The sequence below is a fragment of the Sorangium sp. So ce367 genome (genome assembly GCF_051520455.1).
In the GTDB taxonomy this organism is placed as follows: Bacteria; Myxococcota_A; Polyangia; order Polyangiales; family Polyangiaceae; genus Sorangium; species Sorangium cellulosum_B.
Map to the genome: position 1 here is coordinate 12,626,187 of NZ_CP150334.1, position 12,777 is coordinate 12,638,963.

The 12,777-nt window shown below is 68.9% G+C and carries 11 protein-coding genes and 1 pseudogene; 4 read left to right on the forward strand and 8 right to left on the reverse strand.

Annotated elements, in window-relative coordinates:
- Window position 1: 1 nt before the first annotated feature.
- A pseudogene (locus tag WME97_RS47920) lies at window positions 2–163 on the forward strand (nitrilotriacetate monooxygenase); the annotation flags it as partial.
- Between the two features lie 207 nt (window positions 164–370).
- On the opposite strand, the gene WME97_RS47925 reads toward WME97_RS47920, so the two are convergent.
- Window positions 371–943, reverse strand: a complete 573-nt coding sequence (locus tag WME97_RS47925) for a hypothetical protein (protein WP_437555697.1) — start codon at window positions 941–943, stop codon at window positions 371–373.
- Window positions 944–1,098: 155 nt separating this feature from the next.
- Window positions 1,099–2,295: an FAD-dependent monooxygenase gene (locus WME97_RS47930; protein ID WP_437547798.1), complete on the reverse strand. Its 1,197-nt coding sequence runs from the start codon at window positions 2,293–2,295 to the stop codon at window positions 1,099–1,101.
- 194 nt (window positions 2,296–2,489) lie between these two features.
- Between WME97_RS47930 and WME97_RS47935 the strand changes: the two genes are divergently transcribed.
- Window positions 2,490–3,047: a hypothetical protein gene (locus WME97_RS47935; protein WP_437547800.1), complete on the forward strand. Its 558-nt coding sequence runs from the start codon at window positions 2,490–2,492 to the stop codon at window positions 3,045–3,047.
- A gap of 94 nt (window positions 3,048–3,141) precedes the next feature.
- Here WME97_RS47935 and WME97_RS47940 read toward each other — a convergent pair whose 3' ends face one another.
- Window positions 3,142–4,518, reverse strand: coding sequence for an AAA family ATPase (locus tag WME97_RS47940; protein WP_437547801.1), 1,377 nt, complete (start codon window positions 4,516–4,518; stop codon window positions 3,142–3,144).
- A 156-nt stretch (window positions 4,519–4,674) separates the two neighbouring features.
- Entirely contained in the window at window positions 4,675–6,357 is a 1,683-nt protein-coding gene (locus WME97_RS47945; RefSeq protein ID WP_437547803.1) for a DEAD/DEAH box helicase, read from the reverse strand.
- A gap of 216 nt (window positions 6,358–6,573) precedes the next feature.
- On the opposite strand from WME97_RS47945, the gene WME97_RS47950 reads away from it, so the two are divergent.
- Complete coding sequence (locus WME97_RS47950) at window positions 6,574–7,968, forward strand: CotH kinase family protein (protein ID WP_437547805.1); 1,395 nt, start codon at window positions 6,574–6,576, stop codon at window positions 7,966–7,968.
- A 63-nt stretch (window positions 7,969–8,031) separates the two neighbouring features.
- Here the strand turns inward: WME97_RS47950 and WME97_RS47955 are convergent, their stop codons facing one another.
- From WME97_RS47955 to WME97_RS47965, 3 genes are all read right to left on the reverse strand, one after another.
- Window positions 8,032–9,201, reverse strand: coding sequence for a hypothetical protein (locus tag WME97_RS47955; RefSeq protein WP_437547806.1), 1,170 nt, complete (start codon window positions 9,199–9,201; stop codon window positions 8,032–8,034).
- A 158-nt stretch (window positions 9,202–9,359) separates the two neighbouring features.
- A complete protein-coding gene (locus WME97_RS47960) occupies window positions 9,360–10,283 on the reverse strand; it encodes a nucleoside hydrolase (RefSeq protein WP_437547808.1) in 924 nt (307 codons plus the stop codon).
- Window positions 10,284–10,513: 230 nt separating this feature from the next.
- On the reverse strand, window positions 10,514–11,695 hold the full coding sequence (locus WME97_RS47965; protein WP_437547809.1) for a hypothetical protein: 1,182 nt from the start codon (window positions 11,693–11,695) through the stop codon (window positions 10,514–10,516).
- A 140-nt stretch (window positions 11,696–11,835) separates the two neighbouring features.
- On the opposite strand from WME97_RS47965, the gene WME97_RS47970 reads away from it, so the two are divergent.
- Window positions 11,836–12,018 carry a mannan-binding protein gene (locus tag WME97_RS47970; RefSeq protein WP_437547810.1) on the forward strand — a complete coding sequence of 61 codons (183 nt, stop codon included), beginning with the start codon at window positions 11,836–11,838 and terminating at the stop codon, window positions 12,016–12,018.
- A gap of 55 nt (window positions 12,019–12,073) precedes the next feature.
- Here the strand turns inward: WME97_RS47970 and WME97_RS47975 are convergent, their stop codons facing one another.
- Window positions 12,074–12,652, reverse strand: coding sequence for a hypothetical protein (locus WME97_RS47975; RefSeq protein ID WP_437547812.1), 579 nt, complete (start codon window positions 12,650–12,652; stop codon window positions 12,074–12,076).
- Window positions 12,653–12,777: the final 125 nt, after the last annotated feature.

Here is a 12,777-nt window from a genome sequence, read left to right on the forward strand (position 1 = left end):
CATGAGCTCACCCCGCAAGCAGCTTCGGCTCGGCGCGTTCATCCCCACCACCGGTCACCACGTCGCGGCCTGGCGGCACCCCGACGCGCACGCCGATGGAGGTCACAGCTTCAAGCACTACCAGCGGGTCGCCCAGGCCGCCGAGGAAGCCAAGTTCGACGCACCGAGTACGAGGGCCGCACGCTGCGCGAGAACCTGGGGCTGCCGCGCCCCGAGAACCGATTCTCCCGGCGCGCAGCCGGCGCGGCCTGATCGAGCCTCGGAGCCTGGGTGCCTTGTCGGCTTGAACGAACGGCCAGGCGCCGCGTCGGGCGGCGTCTGGGACCAAGCGGGGAACATCACGCCGGAGGCGCTCCCTGGTTCATTGACATCAACGACCTGGATTGACCTCCTCGATGAAGTAGGCGGTCTCTGCGGAGTCATCGTCCACATCGAGGAGGCTCCCCGCGTCGGCGATCGATGGTCCGACGTTCGTCTCCAGCCACTTCTTCACGTCGCCAGCGCCGGCGTCTTCGAACAGCAGGTCGGACGCTTCTGACGGCCTGAAGCCGCTGTCCGGTAGGTAGATGACCATGCTCGCTCGGACCACCGTCGACAATAGCCGAAGGGACTCTCGCAGACCCTGCCGCACGTCACGCTCGTGAAGAAATGACGACCATCGCGCCAGATGCGTGAATTCGATCAATCTCCTGTGGACAGAGGCATGGAACCCGTCCGGGCCATCCATCGACACGTAGCCCTCGTTGAATAGCTCCTCGGCGGCGTTCGAGTTGAGCTCGCTCAGCTTCCATCCCCAGGAGGCTCGTCCAGCCCGGACCCACTCCTGCACCCATGGACGGAGCGCGGGTGGTAGTGCCCAAGCAGCGTTGAGCGCGCGTGGCAGTTCATACAGCTCATCCCAGGATAGGCCATGGTCGACGATGGCGGTGAAGTCTACGCCCATGTTGTGACTCCATTGCTCGGCAATACAGCGTGCTCGCTCCAACCGACGCTCTGCAGCGCCGCCGGCGCTCGAAGCGCGGCCGGCAGCACGGCTTGTTTGCGCGGCCTCGCTCGTCAAGAGTCGCGGCGAGATCCGCCGCCAGGGTCATGCGGCTGTCAGCCTCCGTTCGAGTAATCGGGGAGCTCGATCTTGTCGGCCGCGGAGGAGCCGAACCACCCCTCGCGGCGCTGCAACAGGGGAGTGGAAGCGAGCCAGAGGACCCGGTGAAGGAGCGAAACCCCGAGCCTCGACTTCGGGTGCGCGATCCAGGGGACGCCTGGCGGGAGCTTCTGGGCCAGGTCGACATAGGGGCGCATGAGCTGTTCATAGGCCGCGAAGGCGTCTCGATGGCCGGCGTGCCGCGACAGCTCTCCCGCGAGCACGTAAGCGCCGACGAGAGAGAGGCTCGCGCCCATCCCGCTGACCGGCGACGGGCAGTACGCAGCGTCACCCACGAGCGCGGCGCGACCGTGGGACCAGCGTGGCGCCATGACCTGGCTTACCGCGTCGAAATAGACGTCCTCGGCGTCTGCCAGCGCCGCGAGCACCCGCGGCGATTCCCAGCCGGCGCCGGCATAGACGCGCGCGATGACCGCCTTCTGCTCGGCGACGCTCAGCCTTTCGTAGCCGCGCGGGGGCGACAGGAACCAGAGCGACGCCCGGGTGGTCCCCGTGTTGTCTGGACGCAGGAGCATCGATCGCCCGCCGGGAGCGTGATACCAGCGCGCCCAGGCGCTGTCGGAAGCTCCGCGGGGAATCGTGAAGTAGCTGGCATACAGGTCGAGCGGGCGAATCCTGGGCTCATCGCCGACGATGAGCGTACGGGTTCGCGAGCGGATGCCATCGGCGGCGACCACGAGGTCGAACTCGCGCGCCGCGCCATGCTCGAACGAGACAGTCACCCGGTCGCCGTGGTCCCGGAGGCCCGTGATCTGGTCGCCAAAGACATACTCCGTCGTGTTTCGGGTGCGGTCGTAGAGGATCCTGGCGAGGTCACCGCGGAGGATCTCGAGCTCCTTCGTGAACCCACCGGTGTCCGAGGTCTCCGCGGGGAACTCGGCCCTGGTCACGTCGTGTTCGTCGACGAAGCGGAGCCCCAGCTCCCCTGTCGTGGCGGCTCGGATGTCGCCTTCGATCCCCATGAGGCGCACGACCTTCCGCGCCGCGCCCTGGACGTCGATGTTCTGCCCGCCGAGCCGGAGTGCGTTGGCGCGTTCCACGACGACGGGTCGGAATCCGTAGCGCGCAAGCCAGAAGGCGAGCGCGGGACCGGCGATGCTCGCACCCGAAATCAGGACCTTCCGATGTTCCACCGGTGGAGTGTCACCGGGCAGGCGCAGGTGTCAACCCCGTCCGGTTCGACGGAGCCTCACGGCGGCTGGAGCGTCGCCGGGCTGTGGCGTCGCGGTCCGCTCGGCGAGGGTCGAGCCCTCGGGTATCCTCGGAGCGTTGTGCGGGCGCCGGCCTGGCGGTGCGTTCGGCCGCCGCTTCGTCTATCCTGGTCGCCATGATCAAGCGCAGCGGGAGCAGCCGAGTCGCGCCGGCGGACGACGTGTTCGCCGCGAGGAAGCGCAAGCCGGTACCCCACGAGTTCGTGCTCGACGCGCTCGCCCCGCTCGGGCCCGAGACGCGGCCGATGTTCGGCTGCCTGGCGGTCTATGTGGAGGACAAGATCGTCCTCGTCCTGCGCGACAAGCCCGCGCCCGCGCAGGACAACGGCGTCTGGCTCGCCACGACGGCGGAGCACCACGCGGCCCTGCGCCCTGAGTTTCCGAGCATGCGAAGCATCGAGGTGCTCGGGAGCGGGGTGACGGGCTGGCAGGTGCTCCCGGCGGAGGCGCCCGATTTCGAGGAAGCCGCGCTGCGGGCCTGCGCGCTCATCGAGGCGGGCGATCCGCGCATCGGGAAGGTGCCGGGAGAGCGGCGGAAGCGGGGCGAGGCGCCGGCGAAGAGGGCGGTGAAGAAGGCGCCGGTGAAGAAGGCGGCGAAGAAGGTGCCGGTGAAGAAGGCGGGGAAGGCGGCTGCGAAGAGGGGCGGGAAGGCGACCGCAAAGAGGGGATCTTGAGCGCCCGCGGCCCGAGTTCCTTCGCCAGGTAGCTGTCGGTCATCATCGCGAGCCGCGAGCGCCCGTGCCCATGGCGATGGCTGGGCGATCACCCTCATTCGATCATCTTCTGCGCCGCGAGCAGGCTCTTCGTGAGGCCGCCTCCGCACAGCACGAGCTCCCGGATCGCTTCGTCGAGGTGCCGATCGTCCACCACGATCTCCTGCCCCTCTTCGGCGGCGAAGACCGCCGCCTTGCGAAGCAGCTCGCGGATGAAGGCGCCGCTCGCCCCCTCGGTGCGCGCGATCCAGCGGGGCAGATCGACCCCCTTGAGCGTCAGCCCGCGTCCGTAGAGCTCGAACATCCTGCGGCGGCCCTCGCCATCCGGCAGCGGCACCTCGATGGCGAGATCGACGCGGCCGGGTCGAGATGCAAGCGCGGGCTCCAAAATATCCGGACGGTTCGTGGTCAGGAGGAACAGGACGTCAGCGTCTTCCCCGAGGCCATCCATCTCGTTCAGGAGCTCGAAGAGCACCCCATTGCACGACTGGTCCGGCCGCGTGCGATCTTCCGCGACGAGATCCACGTCCTCGAGCACTACGGTGGCGGGTTGGAGGAAGCGCGCCATGGCGCACGACTGCCGGATGAGGCCCTGGGAACGGCCCGTCAGCAAGATGACCGTCCGCCCCTCCATGCGGCTCGCGAGATACATGGCCGTGAGCGTCTTCCCGGTCCCCGGAGGCCCGTGCAGCAGAACGCCGCGCTTCAGGTGCCGGCCAGCGGAGAGGAGGGGGCGCGCGTGCTCTGAAATGCGAATCGTGGAGCGCTCGATGCGCCGGAGCAGGTCTCCCGGCAGGATGAGGTCCCCTGCTCCGACCTCTCGCAACGGACGGAAGCTCACCTCGATGGTGCTGCGGTCCACCTGGTCGAGCGACACCACCTTGCCGCGGTAGACGTTGCGTTCGAGCATCGTCCGGCGGAGCATTGCGAGGAAGCGCTCTGCCGCTTCGCGCTCCGGCGCCATGACGCTCACCGTGAGGCCGCCGTCCCATGGTCTCTCGCTGCCGCTGATGAGCACGGCGACGCGTTCGGGGGTGTGTACGAGAAGAAGGCCGCATCGCAGGCATGAGACCTTCTGGCCTGCATCGAGATCGACGGTCTTGTATTCGACGGGGCCGATGGTGGGACCACCCTCGAACAGGCCCGCCTCCGTCGCGGTGGCGAGCTGCCCGAGCCGAATGCGGTTGTAGGAGTCGCGTCCGATGAGCCCGAGGAGCGCGTGCGATCCTCCCCCCTCTCCCAGCATCGCGTCGAGCGCGACCTGGACGTTCGGACGGTCGTACTCCGGAAAGCTCGCCTCCACGATGGGAAGCGCCGCGGGGTCCAGCGCGAAGTGATCGCGAAGTCTTTTTCTTATGACGGACTCGTCCTTGCTGACGCGCTCATGGGCGAGCTCGATGAGCTTCCGGAGGACGTTCACGCCGAATGACATGACCGCATGCTACGTCATGCGGTCGCGGGTCGGAAGGCCGAGGTGAAAGCGGGGCGAGGTGCCGGCGAAGCGAGCGGCGATCAGGAAGGCGGCTGCGAAGAGGGCCGAGAGCGCGACGGCGAAGAGGGAATCTTGGCGTCGCGATGAAGCTCCTGGTCAGCGCTGCTCGCGCGGCGCTGTGACCCTCGCCCACACCGCGAGGATCATCGCCTGTTCCATGGTCCTCGGCGGGGGATGGCCCTTCGGGGGCTCGGCCGGCAGGGGCACGGGCGCCTTTGCCCTGCGCCATGCCGCGTCGTGCCGCGCCGAGGCCCCGGCCGCGGGGCCGCGGCGCGCGACCTCGTAATCGACCGCGGCCACCGCCTCTTCGAGGGTGGAGAAGCGCTCGACCTGCCTTCCGTCCAGCAGGACGTGCCACCGCTTCCCGCGAGCGCCGCGGGCGAGGACGACGACCTCGCTGAGCGTGCCAGGCTTCCTCTCGTAATGGAGCGCGAGCCCGAAGCGGCCGAGAGAGGCCCACGCATTGCGCGAGATGGCCATCACCTCGGGGTCGACGCGGAGGCTCAGCGGATCGAAGTGCGCGGCGCGCTCCTGGATCTCGCGCAGCGTGATGCGGCCCGCCTCGACCTCGAACCCGGGGTAGTCGAAGGTCACCTGCCGAAAGAAGCGGCTCGCCTCCGAAGCGTCCCTGCCCTCGAGATCGAGGTCGCGGGGCATGCCGAAGAGCGAGGGCAGCGTGCACAGCTGGAGCGAGGAGAGGTCGACGAAATCGAGGATGAGGCAATCCTTCTTGCCTGGATGCAGGCGCGTGCCGCGCCCGACGCACTGGGCATAGAGCCCATCCGAGCGGGTGGGGCGGGCCATGGCGATGCAAGAGACGCCGGGGTCGTCGAAGCCCTCGGTGAGGACAGCGACGTTGGTGAGGACCTGCACGCGCTCTTCCCGGAAATCGGCGAGGATCCGGCCGCGGAGGTCGGAGGGCATGTCGCCGTGGACATAGGCGGATCGGACGCCGAGGTGGTTGAGCGCCTTCGAGAGGTTCCTGGCGTGCGCGACCGTGACGCAGAAGGCGATGGTGCGGCGGTCGCGGGCGAGCTCTTGAATGGAGCGGGCGACGAGCGCGTTGCGCTCCTCCAGGTCGACAGCCTCCTCGAGCTCCTCCGTGGCGAAGTCGAGTCCGCCGGCGTCGAGGGGGGAGAGGTCGGTGGCGGTGGCGACGCGGTAGCCGGTGAGGGGGGCGAGGTAGCCGTCCGCGATCATCTCGGTGAGGGAGCGGCTGTAGACGATCGCCTCGAAGACATCGTCGAGGCCTTTGCCGTCGCCGCGGGCCGTCGTGGCGGTGAACCCGAGGAGGGTGCCTGTCCACGCGGGGTCGAAGGCGCCGAGCTGGCGGAGGACGCGGCGGTTGTCGTCGGCGGGGGCGTGGTGGCATTCGTCGTAGATCACGAGGCCGATGTCGCGGCCGCCGGTGACCTGCTCGAGCCGCTTCTCGTGGAGGGAGCGTATGGAACAGACGATGACGCGCGCGTCCGCCGGGGCGCGGAGCTCGCCCTGCTCGACGGCGACCGTGGCCTGTCCGGCGAGGGCGCGCTCGATCTTGTCCTTGGCCTGGAAGAGGAGCTCTTCGCGGTGGGCGAGGACGAGGACCTGCCGCCTGGCGAGGCGGGCGAGATGGGAGAAGATGACCGTCTTGCCAGCGCCGGTGGGGAGGCACACGACCATGCGCCGGACGCCGCGCCTGCGGGCCGCGAGGACGGCGTCGACGGCGGCGCGCTGGTAAGGGCGGAGGGCGGGGGCGCCGGGGCCCATCGGTGCTGAGGCGGTCGCGGGGGTGGTCATGAGCTCTCGCGCGGGCGTCGCGCACCATAGCCCGGAACCCCAGTCCGTGCTCATCGGCGATCGGCGGCTCCCGCACGCCATGCAACGAGGGAACCTCCTCTTGACGCGGCGCCCGCGAGGAGCCCCGCGGCCGGGTTGATTGGAATTGACATCGACCATGTAGGCGAACACATTTTCACGAACGGTGTCCTTCTTCTTCGCCCTGGGGGTGTCGTCATGCGCATCGAGACCTTCGTCGGCTGTGTGCCGACAGCACTGCTCGCCTCGGCCCTGTGCGGCCTTGTCGTCGCTTGCTCCGAGCCCGCGGGACCTGGAGCGGCCGGAGCGGGAGAGGGGAGCAGCGGAGCCAGCGGGACGACGGGCGTCGGCGGGGGCCAGGCGGGTTCGAGCGGTGGCGCCGGCGCCGGGACGGGCGAAGCGGGGTCGGGTGGGCAGGCGTCGGGCGGAGCAGGAGGCGGTCCTGATCTCAGCGCCGAGATCTACGACCGCACCAACCTGCCGCGCTTCGACATCGATCTACCCCGGGAGTCGGTTCAAGCCCTGCAGCAGGTGTCGGGCCCGGACGATCCACGCCAGGACGAGTACGTCTCGGCCACGCTGCGCTACGGGACAATCACCGTTTCGAACATCGGGCTGCGCATCAAGGGCGAAGGCAGCTTCCGCGGCCTCGACGAAAAGGCGCCGTTCAAGCTCAAGTTCGACGAGTTCGTGGACGACCAGACCTTCCTCGGCCTCGAGCGCATGACGCTCAACAACATGGTCGAAGATCCGTCTTTCCTCGCAGAGCGCCTGGCGTACGACCTCTTCCGCCACGCCGGCTTGCCCGCCCCGCGCTGCAACAGCGCGCTCGTGTACGTCAACGGCGAGTTCTATGGCGTGTATGCCAACGTCGAAGCCGAGGACACGACCTTCCTCTCGCGCTGGTTCACGAGCAACGACGGAAACCTGTACGAAGAAGGGCAGGTCGACTTCGTGCCGGGCGCCGAGGCAAAGTTCGATCTCGAGACCAACGAGGCCGCGAACGACCGCACGGACCTCGCTGCGCTGATCGCCGCCGTGGACACGGCGAAGAGCGCGACGTTCCTCGAGGACATCGGCGGCTCGCTCGACACCGATCACTTCCTGCGCTTCACCGCGGCCGAGGCTGCGGTGAATCAGTGGGATATGTACGCTTACACGGTCTTTTATCCGAACAACTTTCGTATCTACAACGACCCGGCTTCCGGGAAGTTCGTCTTCTTGCCGTGGGGGATGGACCTCTCGATGAAGCCCTTCCGCGACTCGGGCAAGCCCCACATCGCGCTGTTCGAGCTCGCGCGCCAGGGGGATTTCCCGGACGGCGCGATCTCGACGGGGCTCATCTTCCGGCGTTGCCTGGAGAGCCCAGGCTGCGTGACCGCCTATCGCGGCGCCGTGGAGAGCATCATCGAGGCGTACGAGAGCGCCGATCTCGAAGGGCTCGCCAGCAGCTACTACGAGCAGATCAGCGAACAGGTCGCCGCCGACCCGCGCAAGGAATACTCCCAGAGAGAGTTCGAGCGGGGCTTCCAGAGCTTGCTCGACACAATCCGCGAGCGCCCGGACGCGCTGCGCGCGGATCTTGCCAGGTAGCGCTGCCCGGATCGGGAGGCTTCGCGCCGCGCCGAGCCGACTGCGATGGTGCGTTGGGTCCGTTCAGCGGCGGTCGCGACGCCGCCGCGCGCGGCTCGCGAGGGACAGCGCGAGCCCGATCGCGGGCAGCGCCCAGCCGGACGAAGCGCCGCTGCCCGCGCCGACCGAGCAGCCGACGTTGACGTGATCGCCATCCGGGTCCTCCGGAGAGTCACCGCCACCACCCGCCCCGGATCCGCCCGAGCCGCCGGCACCCGTATCGGGGGCCTCGCAGGAGCTCACGTCGTTGTCGGCGCAGAGGTGGGGGGCCTCTTCGCAGAACGCCGCCCTCGCGCTGCACCAGGCCTCCTCGAAGCCCTGGGGCGGAGAAGAGCACGCCCCGATGTTCGCGGCGATCTGCGCCGGGTCGGCCGGGAAGACGCCCGTCGCGCCCGCGTCGCCGTGCGGAACGCAGGCGCGCTCCGTCTCGACCGTCGTGCCGTCGATGAGGCTCTTGTAGGTGATCTGGTAGCAGTACTCCGTGGCCGCGACGTCGTACGTATGGCTCGGGTTCCCGTCCCAGAACGTCTGCGTGTCGAGCTCCTTCCCGTCCGGGCTCGAGAAGGTGACGATTTGCACGTACTGGCGCACGCCGCTGTCTTCCTCCCCGGTCAGATCGAGGGAGACAGTGACATAATGCTCCACTTCCTCGGCCACGCAGCCCTCTAGCGGACCGCAACTCCCTGGGCCCAGGTCGGCGACACAGCAGCTCGCCTCGCCGCGCCAGCGCTCCTGCACGGCGACCCAGGTCTCGACGGGGATGGCGCCCACGTCCATGTCGACAGCTGCGCTGGCCCGGGTCTCCCAGGGGACGGTGCCGCGCTGCTGCTCTCCCTCGAGCGCGATCTGGTAGGTATGGCCTTCGACGAGCGGGGCCGCGGGGCGAAAGGCGAGCACGCTCTCTTGCTGGCCGGCGACCACCTCGGCGATCTCGGCGACCTCCTCCAGGGTGCCGCTGATGGCCTCGCCCGTGATCTTGTCCGTCACCAGGAGCACGGGCGCGCTCTCCGGACAGTTGGAATAGCAGCTGAGCCGGACCACGATGACCCCGTCGAGCGGCATGGCGCGCGAGGCGTCGTACACATAGCGCCCGTCCGGCACAGGCGTGCAGGCGGAGCTCGGACGGGAGATGCAGAGAGCGCCCAGGCTTCCCATGACGGCGAGCGTCAACGCGGTGAAGCGAGAATGATGCATTGAAGTTCCTCCTCGATGACCCGACCCGGATCAGCTTCGCGGGGGCGTGTGCAGATACCATGCCGACGGCGACTCGCTCGACCGCCACGAGGTTCTTGCGGGCACCCGCGCGCGTCGCGGATATGACCGCGATGTCACCCTGTGCCGGCCTCCCTGTGTCACCTTGACCATTGGGCGAAGAGATATCCGTAGAATTGCTCGAGATCCACCTGGTCGAGCGCCCGTACCGTGCGGCCGCCGGGCACGACCCTGGTGCGCCCTTGCGAGGGGCCCGCGGTGACGATCTCCGTCTCCCAGGCACGGAGGGTGAACATCTCCGGCTTGCCGAGGTACGATGTCGTCAGCACGTCCCACGCGAAGTAGTCCTGGTGGCCGGCGAGCGCGTAGCAGGTGCCCGCGAGGTCGGAGAGGGGGTATCGGCGCTGGCGGGACAGGCGGCGGAGGAACGCCTGGGTGACGGGGACGAGGTTCGTGATGTCCAGCGGACACAGGGTGATCGGGATGGCGGTCTTCCAGATGCGATCGGCGGCGATCGGGTCCCAGTAGACGTTCCACTCGGCGGAGCCGTCCTGCCCGCTCTCGAAGGCCGTCTGCACGTTCCCGTGCACATTGAGCGCGCCGCCCATCCAGACGATCTCGCGGATGTTCCTCTCGATGCGCGGATCGATGTCGAGCGCGGCGGCGACGGTCGTGAGCGGCCCGGTCACGAGGAGCGTCACGGGCTCGGGGACGGCGCGCAGGGCGCTCGCCATGAAGGCCTGGCCGGCCTCGGGGACGCGCCGGGTGAGGATCTCCTCGCGCTCGTTCAGCACGGGGATCTTGTCGATGCAGAAGGCGTCGCGCCGGAAGATGGTCGGAAACGGGTTGAGCCCGCGGACGGTGCTCTCGGCGACGGGCACGTCGTGGCGGCCCACCAGATCGAGGATCTTGCGCGTGGCGCTGACGGCGGGCTCGATGTAGCAGTCGGCAGGGGTGACGACGACGCCGAGGACATCGACGTGATCCATCGTCAACAGGAGGAGCATCGCGAGGTAGTCGTCGACGCCGCCGTCGTGATCCAGGAGAACGTGCGTTCGTGCCATGAAGAGCTCCTTGCGGGCGCGGAGGGGTGGGTCGCGCGCCAGCGATCCCGGCGGGGATCTGGCGCGCAGCGAGGAGGAGAATCTCAACGCAAAGGCGCAAAGACGCAAGGGCGCAAGAAGGCATGGAATTGCATGTCCGTCGCCGCTGCATCCTCTCCCCGGAGAGCGCCGACTGCGCTCGACGCACGTCGCGTCGCACCGGGTCGACTGCGACGGTACGCCTGGACCGGTCAGCGGCGATCGCGACGCCGCCGCGCGCGGCTCACGAGGGACAGCGCGAGCCCGATGGCGGGCAGCGTCCAGCCCGACGAGGCGCCGCTGCCCGCGCTGCCCGCGCTGACCGAGCAGCCGGCGCTGTCGTGCTCGCCATCCGGGTCGTCGGGCGTGGCCGCGCCGCCGCCCGCGCCAGATCCCCCCGAGCCACCGGCACCCGTACCGGAGTCCTCGCAGGAGCTCACGTCATCGTCGGCGCAGCGGTCGGGGTACACTTCACAGTACGCCGGTCTCGCTCTGCACCAGGCCTCCTCGAAGCCATCGGGCGGAGAAGGGCACTCGTCAATGAGCACATCGATCTCCGTCGGGTCGGCCGGGAAGACGGCCGTCTCGCCCGCGTCGCCGTGCGGAACGCAGGTGCGCTCCTTCTCGACGGTCGTGCCGTCGATGAGGCTCCTGTACGTGATCTGGTAGCAGTACTCCGTGGCCGCGACGTCGTACGCGTGGCTCGGGAGCTCGTTCCAGACCGTTTTCTTGCCGAGCTCCTCGCCGTCCGGACTCGAGAAGGTGACGATTTGCACATACTGGCTCACGCCGTCGTTCACCCCCTCGCTCACAATGACGAAGAGGGTGACGTAACGCTCCATTTCCTCCGCCACGCAGTTCTCCTGAGGACCGCAGCTTCCCGGGAGCTGATCGACGGTGCAGCAGCTCGTCTTGCCGTGCCAGCGCTCCTGCACGCTGACAAGGCTCCGGACGGGGTTGGCGCCCACGTCCATGTCGACAGTGGCGCTGGCGTAGATCTCCAGGATGCCGGCGCTGACGTCCTGACCCTCGAGCGCGATCTGGTACGTGTGGCCGTCGACGAGCGGGGCCGCGGGGCGAAAGGCGAGCAAGCTCTCGCGCTCGCCGGCGGCAGCGCCCCCGACGGCAACGTCGGCGACCTCCTCTTGCGTGCCGCTGACGGCCTCGCCCGTGTCCTTGTCCTTCACCAGAAGCTTGGGCGCGCCCTCCGGACAGTTGGTGTAGCAACTGACCCAGCCCGCGATGACCCCGTCGAGCGGCATGACGCCGGACACCCCGGATAAGAAGCGCCCGTCCGACGCAAGCGTGCAGGCAGAGCTTGGACGGGAGATACCGAGAGCGCCGAGGCCTCCCATGACGGCGAGAGTCAACGCGGTGAAACGAGCATAAGGCATCGAAGTTCCTCCTCGAGCGACCCGGCGCGGGTCAGCTCCGCACAGGCGCGTAGAGATGCGGTGCCGGTGTGCAGATACCGTGCCGATCGCGACTCGCCTGAGCGCCGCGAGGTTCTCGTGGGTTCCCGCGCGTGTCGCGCATGGCCGTGGTGCCACGCTGTGCCGGCAGTCCTGCGCGCGCTGTCGCGCCGCGGAGTGATCCGGCGGCGCGCGACGGCGCCCGCGCGGGTATCAGTCGGGTGACCTGGAACGGCCAGTGGACGACCACCGTGCCCGGCCGCATGTCGGTCTGCGGCTGCAACCCGCCGCCCCCGGCGATGTGATCGCGATCGGGCCGTCAACTCCGGACGTGCCGGAGCGGCTCCGATCGCCCGAGGCTCAGCCCGGGTGCTGCTGCAGGCGGTGCAGGTGGTGCTCCTCGCCGTTCAAGGTCAGCACCGCCATGAACCCGTCACGCGCGAGCTCCTTCTCGATCCTGAACTCGTGTGTTCCCTGGGGGACGGAGGTGTCGACGATGCGCGCGACCTCCGGCTCCAGGGCGCCGCCGGGGTAGCTGTAGATGTCGAGGCGTAGCGCGCAGGCGCGCTCGATCGTCGCGCGCGCGACGAAGGTGTCATGGGCCTCCGTCACCGAGAACGCGCTCCCGAGCTCGCCCTCGACGGAAGATCCCCTGAGCGCCCAGGCGATCTGCTGGCTGGCGATCGGGGCGTACACGTCCAGCACCATCACGTCTTTGTTCTGCTCCTTGAAGCGCGCGTGGAGGCGCGCCCGGGTGGCGGCGTCCACGCCGCCGCCGATCGTGATGAGGTCGAAGTCGCCGGCGTGGAACTCCGTGTCCGGCGACGCGCTCAACGTGCCGACAGCCGAGTGCCCCTGCTTGTTCAGCGCTGCCACACTCCGCTCGAGGATATCGGCCCTCTTGCCGATGACGAGGATCCTGGTCGCTCTCGTTGCCATGCTCTCTCCTCCTTGGCGATCTGCCGCCGCGCCCTGCTGGAACGCTTTCACGTGGCGTTCCAGCGATTCGTCGAACGTCCGGCCCCTGCGCCCGAGGAGCTGCGAACGAGCTGCTCGAGCACCGC